This is a genomic window from Variovorax sp. Root434 (genome assembly GCF_001426595.1).
Lineage (GTDB): Bacteria > Pseudomonadota > Gammaproteobacteria > Burkholderiales > Burkholderiaceae_C > Variovorax.
This window is the reverse complement of record NZ_LMEK01000024.1, coordinates 228,630-245,271: the sequence shown is the minus strand read 5'-3', so window position 1 is coordinate 245,271 and position 16,642 is coordinate 228,630. Positions and strand designations below refer to the sequence as shown.

Annotated in this window: 16 protein-coding genes; 5 read left to right on the top strand and 11 right to left on the bottom strand. The window is 67.1% G+C overall.

Annotated features, from left to right (window positions below):
- Positions 1-3 precede the first annotated feature (3 nt).
- Both ASD05_RS20810 and mutS read right to left on the bottom strand, forming a co-directional pair.
- Positions 4-843, bottom strand: a complete 840-nt coding sequence (locus ASD05_RS20810) for a proteasome-type protease (RefSeq protein ID WP_042673444.1) — start codon at positions 841-843, stop codon at positions 4-6.
- Positions 844-871: 28 nt separating this feature from the next.
- The gene (gene mutS, locus ASD05_RS20805; protein ID WP_235508047.1) at positions 872-3,469 is read right to left on the bottom strand and encodes a DNA mismatch repair protein MutS; all 2,598 of its coding nucleotides are present in this window, start codon (positions 3,467-3,469) and stop codon (positions 872-874) included.
- Between the two features lie 211 nt (positions 3,470-3,680).
- Here mutS and ASD05_RS20800 point away from each other — a divergent pair, with 211 nt between their 5' ends.
- Positions 3,681-4,295 carry a hypothetical protein gene (locus ASD05_RS20800; protein ID WP_056596588.1) on the top strand — a complete coding sequence of 205 codons (615 nt, stop codon included), beginning with the start codon at positions 3,681-3,683 and terminating at the stop codon, positions 4,293-4,295.
- Between the two features lie 16 nt (positions 4,296-4,311).
- On the top strand, positions 4,312-5,289 hold the full coding sequence (locus ASD05_RS20795; protein ID WP_056596481.1) for a magnesium and cobalt transport protein CorA: 978 nt from the start codon (positions 4,312-4,314) through the stop codon (positions 5,287-5,289).
- 145 nt (positions 5,290-5,434) lie between these two features.
- Here ASD05_RS20795 and ASD05_RS20790 read toward each other — a convergent pair whose 3' ends face one another.
- The 6 genes from ASD05_RS20790 to ASD05_RS20765 form a co-directional block, all read right to left on the bottom strand.
- Entirely contained in the window at positions 5,435-6,268 is an 834-nt protein-coding gene (locus tag ASD05_RS20790; protein WP_056596478.1) for a siderophore-interacting protein, read from the bottom strand.
- Between the two features lie 54 nt (positions 6,269-6,322).
- Complete coding sequence (locus ASD05_RS20785; RefSeq protein WP_056596585.1) at positions 6,323-6,898, bottom strand: PadR family transcriptional regulator; 576 nt, start codon at positions 6,896-6,898, stop codon at positions 6,323-6,325.
- Positions 6,899-7,005: 107 nt separating this feature from the next.
- Positions 7,006-7,896 carry a 2OG-Fe(II) oxygenase gene (locus ASD05_RS20780; RefSeq protein ID WP_056596475.1) on the bottom strand — a complete coding sequence of 297 codons (891 nt, stop codon included), beginning with the start codon at positions 7,894-7,896 and terminating at the stop codon, positions 7,006-7,008.
- 4 nt (positions 7,897-7,900) lie between these two features.
- Positions 7,901-8,524 carry a hypothetical protein gene (locus tag ASD05_RS20775; protein ID WP_056596472.1) on the bottom strand — a complete coding sequence of 208 codons (624 nt, stop codon included), beginning with the start codon at positions 8,522-8,524 and terminating at the stop codon, positions 7,901-7,903.
- Positions 8,525-8,535: 11 nt separating this feature from the next.
- A complete protein-coding gene (locus ASD05_RS20770; RefSeq protein WP_056596469.1) occupies positions 8,536-9,972 on the bottom strand; it encodes a cytochrome-c peroxidase in 1,437 nt (478 codons plus the stop codon).
- Positions 9,969-12,284, bottom strand: coding sequence for a phosphoesterase (locus ASD05_RS20765; RefSeq protein ID WP_056596467.1), 2,316 nt, complete (start codon positions 12,282-12,284; stop codon positions 9,969-9,971). Before ASD05_RS20765 ends, ASD05_RS20770 begins: the two co-directional genes overlap by 4 nt.
- 270 nt (positions 12,285-12,554) lie before the next feature.
- Between ASD05_RS20765 and ASD05_RS20760 the strand changes: the two genes are divergently transcribed.
- A complete protein-coding gene (locus ASD05_RS20760) occupies positions 12,555-12,929 on the top strand; it encodes an iron chaperone (protein ID WP_056596464.1) in 375 nt (124 codons plus the stop codon).
- 9 nt (positions 12,930-12,938) lie between these two features.
- Here the strand turns inward: ASD05_RS20760 and ASD05_RS20755 are convergent, their stop codons facing one another.
- From ASD05_RS20755 to ASD05_RS20745, 3 genes are read right to left on the bottom strand one after another with little or no spacing between them, the layout of a single operon-like run.
- Positions 12,939-13,355 (bottom strand): DUF1801 domain-containing protein, encoded by a 417-nt coding sequence (locus ASD05_RS20755; RefSeq protein WP_056596462.1) that lies wholly within the window; start codon positions 13,353-13,355, stop codon positions 12,939-12,941.
- A complete protein-coding gene (locus tag ASD05_RS20750) occupies positions 13,352-14,539 on the bottom strand; it encodes a PrsW family intramembrane metalloprotease (RefSeq protein ID WP_056596459.1) in 1,188 nt (395 codons plus the stop codon). Before ASD05_RS20750 ends, ASD05_RS20755 begins: the two co-directional genes overlap by 4 nt.
- Entirely contained in the window at positions 14,536-15,096 is a 561-nt protein-coding gene (locus ASD05_RS20745) for a hypothetical protein (RefSeq protein WP_007833740.1), read from the bottom strand. The genes ASD05_RS20750 and ASD05_RS20745 overlap by 4 nt, the downstream gene beginning before the upstream one ends.
- Before the next feature lie 95 nt (positions 15,097-15,191).
- On the opposite strand from ASD05_RS20745, the gene ASD05_RS20740 reads away from it, so the two are divergent.
- Together ASD05_RS20740 and ASD05_RS20735 are read left to right on the top strand one after the other, a co-directional pair.
- On the top strand, positions 15,192-16,118 hold the full coding sequence (locus ASD05_RS20740; RefSeq protein WP_056596457.1) for a protein NO VEIN domain-containing protein: 927 nt from the start codon (positions 15,192-15,194) through the stop codon (positions 16,116-16,118).
- A gap of 51 nt (positions 16,119-16,169) precedes the next feature.
- Positions 16,170-16,592 carry a hypothetical protein gene (locus ASD05_RS20735; RefSeq protein WP_056596454.1) on the top strand — a complete coding sequence of 141 codons (423 nt, stop codon included), beginning with the start codon at positions 16,170-16,172 and terminating at the stop codon, positions 16,590-16,592.
- Positions 16,593-16,642: the final 50 nt, after the last annotated feature.

Here is a 16,642-nt window from a genome sequence, read left to right as displayed (position 1 = left end):
GCTTCAGATGAGTTTTTCGTCGGGCGTGGAGATCTTGCGCAGTGCGCTGTGCCGCGTGGCGGGCATCTTCAGCGGATGCTCGGTATGGCTGTCGTCCCACACCGGGTCTTCGATGCTGTCGAACACCTCGCGCAGCTTCTGGCCCCAGCTGTTGTGCATCATGCGGTAGTAGGGGTTGTCGGCGTCGATGCAGATCACGCGATCGGTCTCGAGCTTGTTGGCCTCGTACACCACGAGGTCGAGCGGCAGGCCGACCGACAGGTTCGACTTCATGGTCGAGTCCATCGACACCAGCGCGCACTTGGCGGCCTCGTCGAGTGGGGTCTCTGGCGTGAGCACGCGGTCGAGCACGGGCTTGCCGTATTTCGATTCACCGACCTGGAAGTAGGGCGTCTCGGTGGTCGCTTCGATGAAGTTGCCCGCCGCGTAGACCAGGAACAGGCGCATGCCTTCGCCCTTGACCTGCCCACCGAAGATGAACGACACGTTGAAGTCCAGCCCCGCATGCTTGAGCGCTTCGGCATCGCGGTCGTATACGTGGCGCACCGCCGAGCCCAACACGCGCGCGGCATCGAACATGCTCTTGGCGTTCCAGATGGTGATCGGGTCGCCCTGCGTGCCGTCTTCGCGGGTTTCGCGCAGCTCCTCGATCTGGAGGATTTCGCGCACCGACTGCGAGATGCTCAGGTTGCCCGCCGACAGCAGCACCATGACGCGGTCGCCCGGCTGCTCGTAGACGATCATCTTGCGGAAGGTGCTGATGTGGTCCACGCCCGCATTGGTGCGCGAGTCGGAGAGAAACACCAGGCCGGCGTTGAGTTTGATGCCTACGCAGTAAGTCATGAGTTCATCTTGCATGAACGGTGCCCGGTCATGCGGCGCCGAGTTCACGTTTATTCAGTTTTTGAAGGGCATACAGGGCGTCGAGCGCCTCGCGCGGGCTCATGGTGTCGGGGTCGAGCGCAGCCAGCGCGGATTCTACGGCGCTGGCCAGCGGCGTTTCGGCTACCGGGGGCGGTGCGAACAGGTCGACCTGTGCACGAGTTTGCGCATGCTGCGATTCGAGTGCTTCCAGCGCCTGCCGCGCATGGTTGACCACCGCCGCGGGCATGCCCGCGAGCCGCGCCACCTGGATGCCGTAGCTCTTGCTGGCCGGGCCGGGCTGCATTTCATGCAGGAACACGATGTCGCGGCCCGCCTCGGTGGCGCTCACGTGCATGTTCACCGCACCGTGGTGCGTGGCCGGGAATTCGGTGAGTTCGAAATAGTGCGTGGCGAACAGCGTGAAGGCCTTGCTGCGGTCGTGCAACTGGGCCGCGATGCCCGCGGCCAGCGCCAGCCCGTCGAAGGTGCTGGTGCCGCGGCCAATCTCGTCCATCAGCACCAGCGACTGCGCCGTGGCGCTGTGCAGGATCTGCGCGGCCTCGGTCATCTCGAGCATGAAGGTCGACTGCGCATTGGCAAGGTCGTCGGCCGCGCCGATGCGGGTGTGGATCGCGTCGATCGGCCCGAGCCGGCAGGCGGCCGCCGGTACGTGCGAGCCGATGGAAGCCAGCAGCACGATGATCGCCACCTGCCGCATGTACGTCGACTTGCCGCCCATGTTGGGGCCGGTGATGACCTGCATGCGCTGCTGCGGCCCGAGCTGCGTGTCGTTGGCGATGAAGCCGCCCGACGACTTCTCGGCCAGCCGCGCCTCCACCACCGGGTGGCGGCCCTGCTGGATCTCGATGCACGGGTGCGCCACGAAGCTGGGCGCGCGCCAGTGCAGCGTGTGCGAGCGCTCGGCCAGTGCGCACAGCGCGTCGAGCGTGGCGATGCCGCCGGCCAGCTGCGTGAGCGCAGGCACCGAGGGCTGCAGCGCGTCGAGCAGCTGTTCGTACAACCACTTCTCGCGGGCCAGCGCGCGGTCTTGCGCGCTCAGGGCCTTGTCCTCGAAGGCCTTCAGCTCGGGCGTGATGAAGCGCTCGGCGTTCTTCAGCGTCTGGCGGCGGCGGTAGTTGTCGGGCACCTTCGAGAGCGCACTTTGCGTCACCTCGATGTAGAAGCCGTGCACGCGATTGAACTGCACCCGCAGGTTACTGATGCCGGTGCGCTCGCGCTCGCTGATTTCGAGCTTCAGCAGGAAGTCGTCGCAGTTCTCGCTGATGGCGCGCAGCTCGTCGAGCTCGGCGTCGTGGCCGGTGGCGATCACGCCGCCGTCGCGCACCAGCGCGGAAGGGTCGGGCTTGATCGCACTCGCCAGCAGGTCGGCGCAGCCCGGTGGCGGGGCGAGGCGTTCGGCGATCCGGGCCAGCAGCGCGGCGGCGCCGGGCAGCAGCGGCGCCAGCTGTTCCGCCTTCGACAGCGCCAGGCGCAGCGCCAGCAGTTCGCGCGGGCGCACCTGGCGCAGCGCGATGCGCGCGGCGATGCGTTCCACGTCGCTCGTGTTCTTGAGCTGCTCGCGCAGCGTGCGCCACGGCGCGGCCGTGCCGTCGAGCACGGTGGACTGCAGCGCGCCGATGGCTTCGAGCCGGGCCTGCGCTTCGGAACGGTCGCGGCGGGGCGACAGCAGCCAGCGCTTGAGCAGGCGGCTGCCCATGCCCGTCATGCAGGTGTCGAGCAGCGAGAACATGGTGGGCGAGTCTTCGCCGCGCAGCGTCTGCACCAGTTCGAGGTTGCGGCGCGTGGTGGGCGGCAACTCGATCAGGTCACCATCGCGCTCCACCGACAGGCGCTGGACGTGCGAGAGCGCGCGGCCTTGCGTGTGCTCGGCATAGCCCAGCAGCGCGGCGGCGGCGGCGTGCGCGTTGGTCAGCGATTCGGCGTTCCACGCGGCCAGGCTGTTGCTGCCCATCTGCTCGCTGAGCTTGCGTTCGCCCAGGCCACCGTCGAACTGCCACGCCGGTCGCAGCGACAACGTGAACGGCGTGGTGGCGCGCGCAGCCTTCAAGCGCTGCTCGAAGGCGGGCGTCACTTCGGCGCTGTAGAGCAGCTCGCTCGGCGCGATGCGCGCGATCCAGGCTTCGAGCGCGTCGGCCGGGCATTCGGCCAGCCGCAGTTCGGCACCTGTCACGCTGAGCCAGGCCAGTCCGCAGAAATTGCGCGAGCCCGCATGCACCGCGAGCAGCAGCGATTCGCTCTTGTCGTTGAGCAGTTCGGAGTCGGTCAGCGTGCCGGGCGTGACTACCCGCACCACCTTGCGTTCCACCGGACCCTTGCTGGCCCCGACTTCGCCCACCTGCTCGCAGATGGCAACCGATTCACCCAGCTTGATGAGCCGGCCCAGGTAGGTGTCGACCGCATGGAAGGGCACGCCGCACATCACCACTGGCTGGCCGGCCGACTGGCCGCGCTGAGTGAGCGTGATGTCGAGCAAGCGCGCCGCTTTTTCGGCGTCGGCCCAGAAGAGTTCGTAGAAATCGCCCATCCGGTAGAACAGCAGGGTGTCCGGATGGTTGGCCTTGAGGCCCAGGTACTGGGCCATCATCGGCGTGTGCCCAGAGAGATCGCTGGTCGAGGGGGTGGGGTGGGCAGTCGTCGTTTTCACTCGGGCAATTATCGGGGACAGGCGAAAGTCTCAGCCGAGGGCCAGCTCTCTGGCATTCCGGTCGAGGACATCGGCGACTACGGGATGCTTCGGCCCGCATCCCCCACTCTAAAATCCCCCGGCGCAACCCCGCGTGAAGAACAAGGCGCCCATGGCCCAGCTGGATGAATTCAAAGGCGCTGAAGCGGATGCGCTGCCAGATACCGCCACCTTGCCCGCCGAACTCGCGGCGCTGTACCTCTGCATGTCGCCGGCCCAGCTCGCGGACCTGCGCAAGTCGAAACGGCCCGAAGGGCGCGGAGGCAACGGCCTGTCCGTCATCAGGCCGGTGGAAGGCGGTTCAGCCGGGTCCAAAGACCCGGTGCTCTACACACTCGGTACGCTGCGCGAATTTGCCAAGGCGCACCCCGCCCCTTCGGCCTTCGACACCGCGCTGAACAGCGGCCTGTTGGGTTGGGTGTCCGCCAAGCTGCCTTTCTTCGCCGAGTGCGAACCCCGCATCAAGCGCGGCAAGCGCGTGCTCATCGGCGGTGCCTGGGACCGCTCGGACCCCCTGCGCGAGCAGCGCTTCGTGGCGCTCGCGAAGGGCCGCATCCGCTTCACATCGCTCACATGCGCCGAAGCCGCCGCGAGCCTGTGGGCCGACGTTGCAAGCCACGCTGCTTTTGCCGAGAAGGGGCTCGCCCTGCTCAAGGGCGAGACGCAGGCCATCGAGGCATCGCTGGCTGCCACGGGCCAACTGGCTGCGGCCAGCCCCCAGGACTGAACACGGACGCATACCGATGCTTATCAACTGCGTGGCCTATGAAAACGGCGCCAAGCTCGCCGACATTCCGGTCGAGGACATCAGCGAATACATCACCCGGCCGGGGTGCTTCGTCTGGGTGGCACTGAGCGACGCCACGCCGGAAGAGCTGGCCGAGATGCAGCAGGAATTCGGCCTGCATCCGCTCGCGGTGGAAGACGCGCAGCATGGCCACCAGCGCCCCAAGGTGGAGGAATACGGCGATTCGCTCTTCGTCGTCATGCACCTCGTGGAGCCTTCGCCGGAGGGTGAGCACTGCACGAACGTGGGCGAGGTCGACGTGTTCGTCGGCGCCAACTATGTGCTGTCGGTGCGCAACCGCAGCAAGCAGGGCTTTCTGGGCGTGCGCGAGCGCTGCGAGCGCGAGCCCGAGCTGCTGCGCAACGGTGCGGGCTTCGTGCTGTATGCGCTGATGGACGCAGTGGTCGACCGCTACTTCCCGGTGATCGACGCGCTGGAGGTGGAGCTCGAGGCCATCGAGCAGCAGATCTTCGGCCAGGGCGGCGTGGCGCGCGACAAGATCAAGCAGCTGTACGACCTGAAGCGGCGCAGCATGATCCTGAAGCGCGCGGTGGCGCCGCTGCTGGAGGCGGCCAGCAAGCTGCACGGCGGGCGGGTGCCCCAGATCTGCATGAGTTCACAAGAGTACTTCCGCGACGTGGGCGACCACCTGGGACGCATCAACGGCTCGATCGACGCCATGCGCGACACCATCGGCACGGCGGTCCAGGTGAACCTGTCGATGGTCACCATCGAGGAGAGCGAAGTCACCAAGCGCCTTGCATCCTGGGCCAGCATCTTCGCGGTGTGCACCGCCTACGCCGGCATTTGGGGCATGAACTTCGAGAACATGCCGGAGCTGAAATTCCGCTACGGCTATGCGGTGGCGCTGGGGCTGATCGCCGGCACCTGCGGCTATCTCTACTACCGCTTCAAGCGCGCTGGCTGGCTGTGAGGGCGGGGCTGCCCCGGTTTTTCTCCCTCCCCCGCTGGGGGGAGGGCAGGGGTGGGGGTAAGCGGCGCATCCGCAGCCAGCGGCCTTTCGAGCGCCGCTTGCCCCCATCCCGACCTTCCCCCAGAGGGGGAAGGAGCAAGGCAATTCACTCGTCGTGCGAATCGTGCGTGGCCACCGCGCCGCGGCGCCAGTAGCCCGAGGCCCGCGTCCATTTCGGGTTCGCGCCGCGCTCGCCCACGAGGTGCGCGCGCAGCGCCTTGGCGATGGCCGACTCGCAGCCTACCCATGCATGGAAGTCGCCGGCCGGTAGCTGCATCGCTTTCAGCGCGTCGAGCAGCACAGGGCTCAGGCCCGGCTCGGTGCCGCGGCGGTGCACCCACTTCAGCGTGAGCTCGGCCTGCGTGTCGAACGGAATCTCGTCGGCTTCGCTATCGACTTCAGCCAGCACCACCGCGCGCGCACCGGCCGGCAGTTCGGCCAGGCGCCGGGAGATCGCGGGCAGGGCGGTGTCGTCGCCGATCAGCAGGTGCCAGTCGAATTCGGTCGGCACGATGAACGAGCCGCGCGGGCCGCCTACACCGACGACGTCGCCGGGCCTGGCCTGCTCGGCCCACTGCGTGGCGGGGCCGGCCTCATGCAGCGCAAAGTCGATTTCGAGCGTACCGGCCGCGGCGTCATGGCGGCGCGGCGTGTAGTCGCGCATGGTCGGGCGGCCTTCGGGCCAGATCGGGCCCTCGGGGCCGGCCGTGGGCAGCGTGAGCTTGCCGGTGGCATCGGGAAAGAAGATCTTCGCGTGGTCGTCGAAGCCGGGGCTGGTGAAGCCCGCGAGGTCGTCGCCCGCGAGGGTGATGCGGATCAGGTGCGGCGTCACGCGCTGCGCGGTCTTCACCGTGAGCCGGCGAAAGCGCAGGTCGTGGCGCACCCGGCGCGGCATGCGGTCGGGTGCGGCGAAGGCAGATGAAGTACTGGAGTCGGTCATTGAAGGAATCCTGTGGTGAACAGGATGGGTTGAGATTCGGAGGAGGGCGCGGGTTCAGATCTTTTCGATCTGCTGGGCCGCGGCGTCGAGCACCGCGGCGAATTCATGCGCCTGCTGATCGGTCATCGCGGCGCCCGACAGGCGCATGCGCATTGCGAGCTTGAGGTTCTCGATGGCGCGTGTGACCTGCGGTGGCCGTCCGCCGCGCGGGCCGGCGCCGTCCACGCCGCCGCTCATGCGGGCCATCATGGCGTCGGCCATCTCGCGGTTCGCGGCGAGGAATTCCTGGCCGCTGGCCGTGATGCTGTAGCGCTTGCGGCCGCTGCCGTCGCCGGCTTCCACGCTGAGGTAGCCCATTTCCTCGAGCAGCGTGAGCGTGGGGTAGACCACGCCGGGGCTCGGCGCGTAACTGCCGCCGAGGCGGTCTTCGATGGCCTTGATCAGTTCGTAGCCGTGGGCCGGCTTGTCGGCAATGAGCTGCAGCAGCACGAAGCGCAGGCCGCCGTGGCCGAACACGCGTGCGCCGCCACGGCCACCACCGCGGTGTTGTCCGCGCCCGCCGGAAAGGCCGTCTTCATGTTCGCCGCGGGCGGTGCGGCAGTGGTGATGGCTGGAATGGAAATGTCTCATGGCGAGCATCCTTCATGATGTGTATCGGTATTATTTTAGATATATCTAAAATAAAGTCAAACCGATACCCTAGACCGCACGGGAGGCGGCTCGCCCATCGCCACGAGTCAGCCGTCCGAAGCCTCTCCAGCGGCCACGAAGCGCCGCTGCCGCATCCACTTGGTCGCCACCCATTTCTCGCCGCGCAGCACGGGTCCGCCCGCATGCAGCGATGCATGGTCCACCTGCCCAAGGCTGTTGCAGTACTCGAAATACACCGCACTGCCGCGTCGTGGCGACACCGACCAGCCGCATTCGGGAAATACGGTCTCGCCGCCTTCCTCCACCTCGTTGAGGTAGCTCACGAGCGTGCTCACGCGCTGGCCGCTGCGTGCCAGCGAGGCCTTGTTGGCCGCGTTCGACGGCACCAGGAAATCGAAGTGGGGCATGCTCTGCGCGCCGGCCGGGTAGTACAGCACCTGTATCCCTTCGCCGTTTTCCACCGGCAGGTTCATGAGCTCCGACACGCGCTGATCGAGCCTGGCGATGAACGCGTTTTCGCGCAGCCGGAAGAACATGCCCAGGCTGCTGCGCTGCTCACCGACAAGGTCGCGCCCGGACAGCGGATCGACGGTGGTCGATGGCGCCAGCCGGGGCCTCGCGAGCGCGATCAGCTCTTCGCATTCCTGCGCGTTGAACACGTCGTCGAGCACAGCCATGGCCGGCTGCGCCGCGCGCGCGGCCACGCGCACGAGCCGGTCCGTGGTGCGGATCGACGTGCCCGGCGGCAGCCGCGGCGGCTCGTACTGGTAGAGGGGCGCTACCGTCACCGAATCGACAGGCACCGGGCTTCCGGTGCGCAGCGCGAACACGAAGGCATCGACGATGGCCTTGGCGGCCTCGGGCGGCATGTCTTGCGCGCGCATGGCCTCGATCACGTTCGCGGGGGCGCAGCCCTGGTGCAGGTTGTGCAATACCCAGTCGCTCAGCGCGGGCGAGAAACGCAGCACCGCATCCATCGGCTCAGACTTCCGCCGGAACCCAGCCGTTGTCGGTGCGTTTGAAGTTCTGCTTCAGCTGCATGGTGCCGGCGCCGCGCACCACGCGGTCGACCATCGGAAAGGCCTTTTGCACGTCGGCATTGCCCGTCCAGGGTGCGGCATCGATCCTGTAGGTGTAGGTGACGACGACATCGGCCGAGTCCTTGGCGTCCTTGCGCGCTTCCCAGCCGACGATCTTGTCGAGCGTCAGGTGAGCGGCGCAGAAGTCGCCCTGGCCGCTCTGGCCGCTTTGGTTCTTGCGCACCAGGAAGTACTTCTTTCCTTCGTCGGTCAGCGCGTAGCGGGTGACCTCGATCTCGCCGGCCTCCTTGCCGTCCTCGACCTTCGCCGTGGACGCACTCACCAGCCCGACATGCTCCAGCACCGGCATCTGCACCGCGTTGCGCGCGCGCGTGCCTGCCTCGCGCTGCGGCACGTCGATGGGCCATTGGGTCTTGCCCAGGCACAGGTCGCCTTTCTTCGCAAGGTAGGCGTTCATCGCGGCCGTGAGGTTCGGCAGGTCGGCTTCGGGCTGCTGCGGGCCGCAGCCCGTGAGTGCGGCCAGGGCGGCGGCGGCGATTGCCGCGCAAAGGATCTTGTTGTTCATGTGTAGGCAAATCAATTGACGCACGCCCCCGGCTTCGCGGGCGTGGCCGGTGCCGTGTCCGCATCGCTCAGGGTGTTCAGGAAGCAGAGCAGGTCCGCGATGTCCTGCTCGGACATGGGAGGCGCGGAGCCCGCGGCGCGGCCGTCCATCGGTAGTTGCGTGTCGATGTTGGCTGCGTAGGCAGCCGGCAGGTCGTCGTACTTCTGCACCTTGCCGCCCGTGTACTGCGTCGTGATGAGGCCGTACGCCGGAAAGCCGGGATCGTTCTTCGCCTTGGGCGTTCCGCCGACGGTGGGGTACCACAGCTCGGGCTGCGTGTCGCGCGTGTTGTAGAAGCGCACGACCTGCTCCAGCGAATGCATCACGCCGTTGTGGAAGAAGGCCTGCCGCGTCGCCACGTTGCGCATGGTCGGCGCCTTGAACATGCCGCAGAAGCCGTTCGCGGCATTCGGTGCGGCCGGCGCGTGGTCGGTGCGCAGCGGGCCGCACACGCCCATGTCGAAATACTTCAGGTCGCCGTTGGCCGGGATGCCCGCGTTGCGCGGCACGCTGATCGCCTCGTACGAGAAGTCGGTGAACAGCGCCGAACTGCCGTTCAGGCCCGCGCCCTGGTAGTGGCACGAGGCGCAGTTGCCGGTGGCCGGGTTGGTGAACACCTTCAGCCCGCGCGTTTCCGCGGGCGTGAGCGTGCCGCCGATCTTGTTGGCCGCGTACAGGTCGAACTTGCTGCTGTACGGATGAAAGCTCTTGTCCTCCAGCTGATAGGCCTGCAGGGCCTGCAGCGCGCTGGCGAAGGCGGCGTCGCTGTCGTCGAACACCTTCGCGCCGAAGGCCTTGGCGACCAGCGGCGCGTAGTCGGCCGCTTGCAGTTTCTTCACCACGTCGGCGCTGCTCGCGTTGGCCATCTCCAGCGGATCGAGCAGCGGAAGGCGGGCCTGCGCGGCCAGCGTGCCGGCGCGGCCGTCCCAGGCGAAGCCGCCGCCGGGGCCGGGCACGCTGATGCCGTCGGGGTTGTCTAGCAGGTCGGCGTAAGGCGGCGTGATGTCCTTGTAGCGCAGCGAGGGCACCGCGCGCAGGCCGGCCTTGTCCATGTGCTCGCCGCCGAGCTGCACGGAGAGGGCGTTGGCCGGCGCGTACGCGTGGGCCGGGTCGTGGCAGCTCGCGCACGACATGGCGCCGGAGCCCGAGAGGTTCTTGTCGAAGAACATCTTCTGGCCCACCTGCGCCGCGAGGCTCAGCGTGCTAGCGGCAGCGGGCGCCGCCGCGGGCGAGCTCGCCGCCGTGGTGGGCGCGGAGGCGGCCGGCAGGGCGGCGACCGATCCGCCACCGCCGCCGCAGGAGACGAGCACGACTCCCGCCACGCCTGCCGCAGCCAGCACCGCCAGCCCGATCCAGCCGGCGCGCGTCACCGCCGGCCCTTTCGGGCCCGAACGGCGTTCTTCGCTCATTGCTTCAGCGACCAGACGTTGAACTGGTTGGCATCCGGCCCGACCTGCGCGGCGGTCGACACGTCGCCCGACTGCTTCTGCGTGTAGCCGGCGGGGATCACGAAGGCGTGGTTGATCGGCCGCACGCTGTCGAAGTGCGTGTCCGCGCTGCCCGCGTACTCCGGCAGGTTCATGATGTTCTGGGCGATGAAGGCCTCGGTGTACTTCGAGCGGTTCATGTACGAGCCGTCGACCGCCGGGTCGGCCAGCTGGAACATGTCCTGCAGCGTGCGCACGAACGAGAAGTGGCTGTAGGCATCGCTGTCCGACACGCCCTTGGGCGCGTCGGGCTGGTTGGTCAGGATGCCGAAGATGCTCTCGCCGTGGCCGCGGTTGCCCTTGGTGTAGTTGTTGATCGTGGTATCGACCGACCAGGTGCCATCCGCGTTCTGCTTGATCGGATTGGCGACGGTGCTGTTGGCCACGTTCCAGCCGCAGCAGGAGTTGAAGCCGCTGGTGGCGCTGCCTTCGTCGAACATCAGCACGATCGCCACGCGCTTGTGCGTGTTCTTCCACAGCGGCGAAGCCTGGATGCGCTTGACCGTGAAGTCCACGTAGTTGTCGCCGCGCGTGATGATCGGCGAGACGGCCGTGGTCGACACGTTGTTCGCCACGCTGCTGCAGTCGCTCGCGGTGCCGGTGCCGCCGACGCCCTTCACGCTGATGCCGTGCATGTCGTCGCACTGGTCGGGCACCAGGAAGTTCAGGTTGCCGACGTTGCCGCTGGCCAGGTCGGTGCCGAGCTGATCGTAGTCGTAGCTTGCGGGAATGGCGTAGTCGGTGCTGTTCTTCAGCGCCGCATCCCACTGGCCGCCGCCCATGGTGCGGTTGCTGTACTTCCATTCGGGCGCGCTGCGCACGTTCTGGTAGGCCATGCCCGGGTGGTGCTTGGTCTTGTACAGGCCACCGGGCAGCGGCAGCGTGAGCGTGGCGTCGCCGATGGCCGTGGTGTTGCCGCCGAGCGTGCCGGGCGGGTAGACGTTGTCCTTCGCGGTGACGGCGGTGTCGGCCACGCTGTCGGTGCGGAAGTCCTGGCCCGGGTTCATCGACTCGCTGTAGGTGCGCCAGGTGAGGCCGGCGCTCGTGATCGCGTTGAAGAGGTTCGGCTTGCCGACGATGTTGTGGTTCACCGCGGCGGCCTGCGTGCAGGTGGCCGCGAATGGCGACTTGGCCAGGCCCGGCTGCGTGTTGTCGGGCACGGGCGTGTCCTGCACCGCATTGGCGCCGGTCGCGTCGCAGTTCCATTGGCTGTCGTCGGTGATGCCCCAGTCGTCCGCGCCGCCCAGCGCCGTGTAGTTGGGCTCGCTCGGGTTGCCGGTGGCGTAGTAGCTCACGAGCTGGTTGCCGGCCTTCAGGTAGCCGTTGATCTTGGGTGCGTAGGCCGAGTTCAGGATCGACATCGTGGCCTTGTTCTCCAGCATCACGATGAAGATGTTGTCGTAGCGCGGAATGCCCTCGACGTTGAATGCGGCCTGCTGCGACTGCAGGAAGGTGATGGGCTTGCGGTTGTCCGCGACGCCTGCCGTCGCCACCGTCACGCCCGCCATGCCGCTCAGGCGCGGGTCGCCGCCGGGGTTGGCCAGCGCGTCGGGGTACAGGTCGCCGCGGTCAAGCTTGGTGGTCGCGTAGGCGAAGCGGTTGTTGAGCGCATTGGCCTCGCCGAGCAAGGCGGTCTGCACATTGGCGGCCGCGGCATTGAAGTCGGCGAGCAGGGCGTCGGCCGGCACGCCCAAGCGCGTGGCCAGGTTCTGCTTCTCGGCTGCGTAGCTCGTGCCGTTGGCTTCGATCAGGCGCGCGACTTCGGACGACAGCGGGCTCACCACCACGGCCGTGCCTTGCTCCTTCACCTGGTCGAGCGCCACGCGCAGCACTTCGCGCCTGGGCACGCTGGCGTTGGTGGCGGTGTTCTTCGCGCTGGTGCCGATGTCGGCGATGAGCGCGGACGCGCCCGGCAGCGACAGGCTGAACTTGCCGTTGGCATCGGTCACGGTGGCGGGCTCGCCGCTGTCGCAGCGGCCGTTGTTGTTGCTGTCGACGCAGACGGTGGCGCCTGCGTAGTAGCCGGCGGTGATCACCGGATCGGTGCTGCTGCCGGCCTTGAAGGCGGTGGCGGCGAGCACGCCGCTGAAGGTGGTGTTGCCGGAGCCCGCGGGCTGGCTCGCGGGTTGGTTCGCGGGCGGCGGGAGGAATGCAACCGGCCCCGAGCCGCCGCCTCCGCCTCCGCACGCAGCCAGCAGCGAAGCTGCGAGCACGGTCAGGGTGGGACACAGCAAGCCGGATCTGATTTTTTGAATGGCTTTCAATTTCTTCTTTCGAGCGTGGAGGGGAGCGTGAAGCAGCAGCGCAGCCGATGGCTGCGCCTGCACTGCGGACTGCGGATGAATCTAGAAGCCCTCTGTGTCAGTCAAAAGGCGAATGACTTAGCGCTGAATTAGCAACGTCCGCGACCGAACTTGTGCGACAGCCACCGACGACCCCCTTGCAACATCGGCCGGTTCGCGGCATCGTGCGCACGCACCAGAAGCCGAAGCAGGAGAGATGGCATGGCAAGCAACCCCCCGACCACCATTGCCGAGTACATCCAGGCTGCCCCGGCCGAGGGCCAACCGCATCTGCGCCGAGTGCACGCCATCCTCAAGAGCGTCGCGCCGCAGGCCCGGGAGGCGATCAAGTGGGGCACTCCCTTCTTCGTGGAGCCCCGGTTCCTGTTCGCCTTCTCGGCGCACAAGGCGCACCTGAGTTTCGTGCCGATAGCGGGAGCGTTCGAGTCTTTCCGCAAGGAGCTGGAAAAGCACAAGACCACCAAGGGCACCCTGCGAATTCCCTACGACGACCCCATGCCCGAAGAACTCATTCGCAAGATCGCCGAGCACTGCCTGCGGACCGTGAGTGCCCGCAAGAGCGACGCCTTCTGGTGACGTGGCCTCTCAGGCCTTCGTCTTCTTCGGCTTGCCCGAAGCGTTGAGCGCCACCGCCTCGAGCACGAGCGCCTTGAACGCGGCCGCGTGGACTTCTTCACCTTCATGAATGTCGATGGCGCGGCGCACGTTGCCGTCGAGGCTCGAATTGAAGAGTCGGGCCGGGTCCTTCAGCGACGCGCCCTTGGCGAAGGTCAGCTTCACCACGCTCTTGTACGACTCGCCCGTGCAGATGATGCCGTCGTGCGACCAGACCGGCGTGCCCATCCACTTCCACTCCTCGATCACCTGCGGGTCTGCCTCGGTGATGAGCTTGCGCATCCTGGCGAGTGTTGCGCCGCGCCAGTCGCCGAGTCCGGCGATTTTTTCGGAGATGAGTTCCGAGGCTGGCTGGCCCTGGTCTGCTTTCGTGTCCGACTGCTTCATGTTCGTACCTCGATGAGTGGATCCAGTTCGGCGCGAAGGCGTTTTACCGCCACTTCGTGCCGCAGCGTCTGCGCGCCGCGCCCGTAGGTCGCGGCCTTGCGAATCAGCCGCAACTGCTCGCGCTGCAGCCGTGTCTTCAGGCGCCTTGCGCGCCAGCCGTAGGTCCAGCCCGTTTCCCTGCGGACCTTGTACCGCTGCATGGGCGCGCCCAGCCGCACCCATTCGTCGTCGCGGATCAGCTCGCGCTCCGGCACGAACCAGGCTGCCAGTGCGTGCAGGTACGTGCCGTTCTCGCGCGCGGCAACCTGCCAGAAGAGCCCCGCCACGATGACCGCGGGAAGCCCCTTGATCACCAGCATGATGGCCATTTCACCGTATCCGCCGTCGAAGAGATCCTCGAGGAAAGGTGAGTTCCAAATGAAGTGCATCGCCCACGCGAGCAAGAAGCACAGCAGCGCGCATGCGATGCGCACCGCCATCGGCCGATGCGGATGCAGCAGGAACCACGCCACGCCGAAAGACGCAATCGCCGTGTAGGCCGCGTGGCTCCACAGTCCGCTCAGCAGCCCGCGCGTCAGCAGGTTCAGCAGCACCGGATACACCTGGTTTTCCAGCGGAAAGTGCATGGAGGCGTTGACCGTGTAGCTCAGGTTCTCGACCACCTGAAAACCCAGCCCCGCCATCGCGCCGACGATCAGCACCGAAAGGTAGGTCTGGAACTGGTTGCGCGCCACCAGCACCAGCAGGACGACCCCGGCAAGCTTCAGGAATTCTTCCGTGATCGGCCCCGCAACGGCCGGCCCCCACACCGCGACGAACTCCGGCGACACCAGCTTGGCGCACAGACTCTGAATGGCAATGTTGGCCGGCGCCGCGAAATACACCGCGCCCATGCCGCCCCATGCGAAGGCCAGCACGTAAGCCTCCGGCGGGTGCTGCTCGAGCAGGTCCAGCGTGCGAAAGGCCAGCACGAAAAGCAGTGTGTAGACCCCCCACACCACCAGCCCCAGGAATGCGGTGATGGGCACCACGCGAAACCCCATCGAGAACATCTGGACCGTGTAGAACAGCCCGTTGACGATCAGCGCCGTCAGCAGCCAGAAAGCGGCGCGCCGCGGCTGGAAGAACGAATCGGTGCCGACCGGCCATTGGGCCCGGTCCTGGTCGAAGACGGGCGGTCTCACTGCGCGGCCTCCAGGTCCATCGAGTCCAGCATGCCGCGGGCTTCGGTCAGCGCGTCGTCCATGCCTTCGTTGGCGCCGTAGAAATCGATCTGCACGAGCGATTTGCGCTGCAGGTCGACCACCTGCCAGAACCGGCCCGCCAGCTTCGAGCCGTAGTAGGCGAAGGTCTTGCCCTGCAGCCCCCACGACGTGACGAAGTCGGACACGTCGCCATCGATGCGCAGGCGCTGGCCGCGCTCCATCAGCCGCTGCTGCCGCACCAGCGAGCCATCCGGCCCGCCGGCCCAGGGCTGCGTCGTTACCAGGAACTTGTGGCTGCCCTTGAACAGCATCAGCGACTGGCCTGCCTTCGAGCGGGAAACGTCCATCTCCCATCCCTCGGCGGGGACGAACCTGGCCTGGCCGGCGTCCACCGTCTGCCCCACGGGCAACGGCCGGTTGCCCGGCGTGTGACGGTTCCAGAACGTGAGGCCGCCCACATAGGCGGCAATGGCGAGGAGCACCGCCAGCGCGCCTGGCCAGGTGCGATACGGTATGCGGCGTGACGGCTCATGCATCCTTTGATCGTGCCATACGATCGCATGCGCCTAGCGGCCCCCGCAACCGATGCGGCATACTGCCAGCCCCTAAAAAACTCCCAGAAGCCCGCCGAATGGAAAACGAAGTCGACCCCCAGGTACTCGCAGTCATCAATGAAAAGCGACTGTCCGGACCACGGCTCACGCCGGTCGAAATCGTTGCCAAGATGGGCGTGTTCGACGCGCGCGAGAAGCCGTTCGACCACGCCTGGCTCGCAACCGGCGACAACGTCATCGCCACCATCTGGGCCGAATGGGTGAACGTGGGGAGCGGCGGACGCTGGTTCTGCCTGGAGTCGCTCGACATCCACCACCGCGCGGGCGGCGGCGAGCGCAACGCGCAACAAGTCCAGCGCGGCAAAGACCGCCTGGCCTTGCTCAAGCGCACCTTCGACGCCGGCCAGGGCTTTCGTGCCGTGGTGCAGACCAACCGCCTCGCCATCGTCGAAGTGGAAAGCAACAAGGACGCCAAGGTGTCCACCCGCGTGCGCGACGACGACGAATGGCACGTCGCCAGCTGGGAGCCCGAGCAGAAGCTGGCCGTGCTGGTGCGCGGCCCGCGCGGCTGGGTGCCGACCGAGGCCGAAGTGCAAGCCGCCAGGGCGCGCAGCAACGTGCCGCAGCAGCTGGCCGCAGGCGCCGGTGCAGCCGATGGCGCCGCAAGCAAGGCCTCGCCCGAAGAAGTGCGGGCCGCCGCCATCGCGTACGTCGTCAAGCATTTCACCGGCTACGGCTACAAGGCCGAGAACCTCGCCGACAAGAACATCGGCTACGACCTCGAAGTGTCGAACGCCAAGGGCCAGACGCTGCTGCGCGTCGTGGTCAAGGGCACCGCACCGGGCGTGCCGAGCTTCAAGCTCAGCGCGGAAGAAAGCGCATGCTCCGTGCGCGAGCCGCTCTGGCGTTTGCTGGTGGTGACCGACGCGGGCAGCTCGACCGCGCAGCACAAGATCTACAAGCCCACCGAGATCAGCTCGGCCCCGGGCCACGACCCGTCGTAAGCAGCGCGCCAGGGCCGGCGCATCTCAGGCCCACCGCATGGAGGAATCCAGATGCCTGTCGCCATGTTTGCCGCCCTGGGCTTTACCGTGGCGCTCCTCGTCACGACGGCCTACTTCATCATGGGTTCGATCCCGCTTCTGGTGCTGAAGCACGACACGCCGCTCGACGCCCGCTTTGTGCGCGGCTTCTTCAACATCTACTACAACGCCGCGTTCATTACCGCGACTGCAACAGCCATCAGCTTTGCGCTTGCGGGGCGCGCGGGGCTCGCCGCGGGTGCCGTGGTGCTGGCGCTGATTGCCGTCGCCCTGCGCAGGAAGATCATCCCCAAGATGGACTCGCTCGGAGCGCAGATCCAGGCGAACTACATGGACGCCATTCCGGGATTCCGCCGAACCCACGTCATCGCGATCCTGATCAACATCGCCCAGCTCGTGGCCATCGTGTGGAGCCTCATTTCGCTGGGCCGATAGTTCGGGCCGGGAGCCCAACTGTCAGGGCTCTGTGTCTTGCCGCTGCGCCG

What these genes read in the sequence shown, in the direction of transcription:
- ASD05_RS20735 (WP_056596454.1), top strand. Translation starts at nt 16,170, where the DNA reads ATGCCTGTCGCCATGTTTGCCGCCCTGGGCTTTACCGTGGCGCTCCTC.
- ASD05_RS20740 (WP_056596457.1), top strand. Translation starts at nt 15,192, where the DNA reads ATGGAAAACGAAGTCGACCCCCAGGTACTCGCAGTCATCAATGAAAAG.
- ASD05_RS20780 (WP_056596475.1), bottom strand. Translation starts at nt 7,896, where the DNA reads ATGGATGCGGTGCTGCGTTTCTCGCCCGCGCTGAGCGACTGGGTATTG.
- ASD05_RS20785 (WP_056596585.1), bottom strand. Translation starts at nt 6,898, where the DNA reads ATGAGACATTTCCATTCCAGCCATCACCACTGCCGCACCGCCCGCGGC.
- ASD05_RS20800 (WP_056596588.1), top strand. Translation starts at nt 3,681, where the DNA reads ATGGCCCAGCTGGATGAATTCAAAGGCGCTGAAGCGGATGCGCTGCCA.
- ASD05_RS20760 (WP_056596464.1), top strand. Translation starts at nt 12,555, where the DNA reads ATGGCAAGCAACCCCCCGACCACCATTGCCGAGTACATCCAGGCTGCC.
- ASD05_RS20775 (WP_056596472.1), bottom strand. Translation starts at nt 8,524, where the DNA reads ATGAACAACAAGATCCTTTGCGCGGCAATCGCCGCCGCCGCCCTGGCC.
- mutS (WP_235508047.1), bottom strand. Translation starts at nt 3,469, where the DNA reads ATGATGGCCCAGTACCTGGGCCTCAAGGCCAACCATCCGGACACCCTG.
- ASD05_RS20770 (WP_056596469.1), bottom strand. Translation starts at nt 9,972, where the DNA reads ATGAGCGAAGAACGCCGTTCGGGCCCGAAAGGGCCGGCGGTGACGCGC.
- ASD05_RS20790 (WP_056596478.1), bottom strand. Translation starts at nt 6,268, where the DNA reads ATGACCGACTCCAGTACTTCATCTGCCTTCGCCGCACCCGACCGCATG.
- ASD05_RS20795 (WP_056596481.1), top strand. Translation starts at nt 4,312, where the DNA reads ATGCTTATCAACTGCGTGGCCTATGAAAACGGCGCCAAGCTCGCCGAC.
- ASD05_RS20755 (WP_056596462.1), bottom strand. Translation starts at nt 13,355, where the DNA reads ATGAAGCAGTCGGACACGAAAGCAGACCAGGGCCAGCCAGCCTCGGAA.
- ASD05_RS20745 (WP_007833740.1), bottom strand. Translation starts at nt 15,096, where the DNA reads ATGCATGAGCCGTCACGCCGCATACCGTATCGCACCTGGCCAGGCGCG.
- ASD05_RS20810 (WP_042673444.1), bottom strand. Translation starts at nt 843, where the DNA reads ATGACTTACTGCGTAGGCATCAAACTCAACGCCGGCCTGGTGTTTCTC.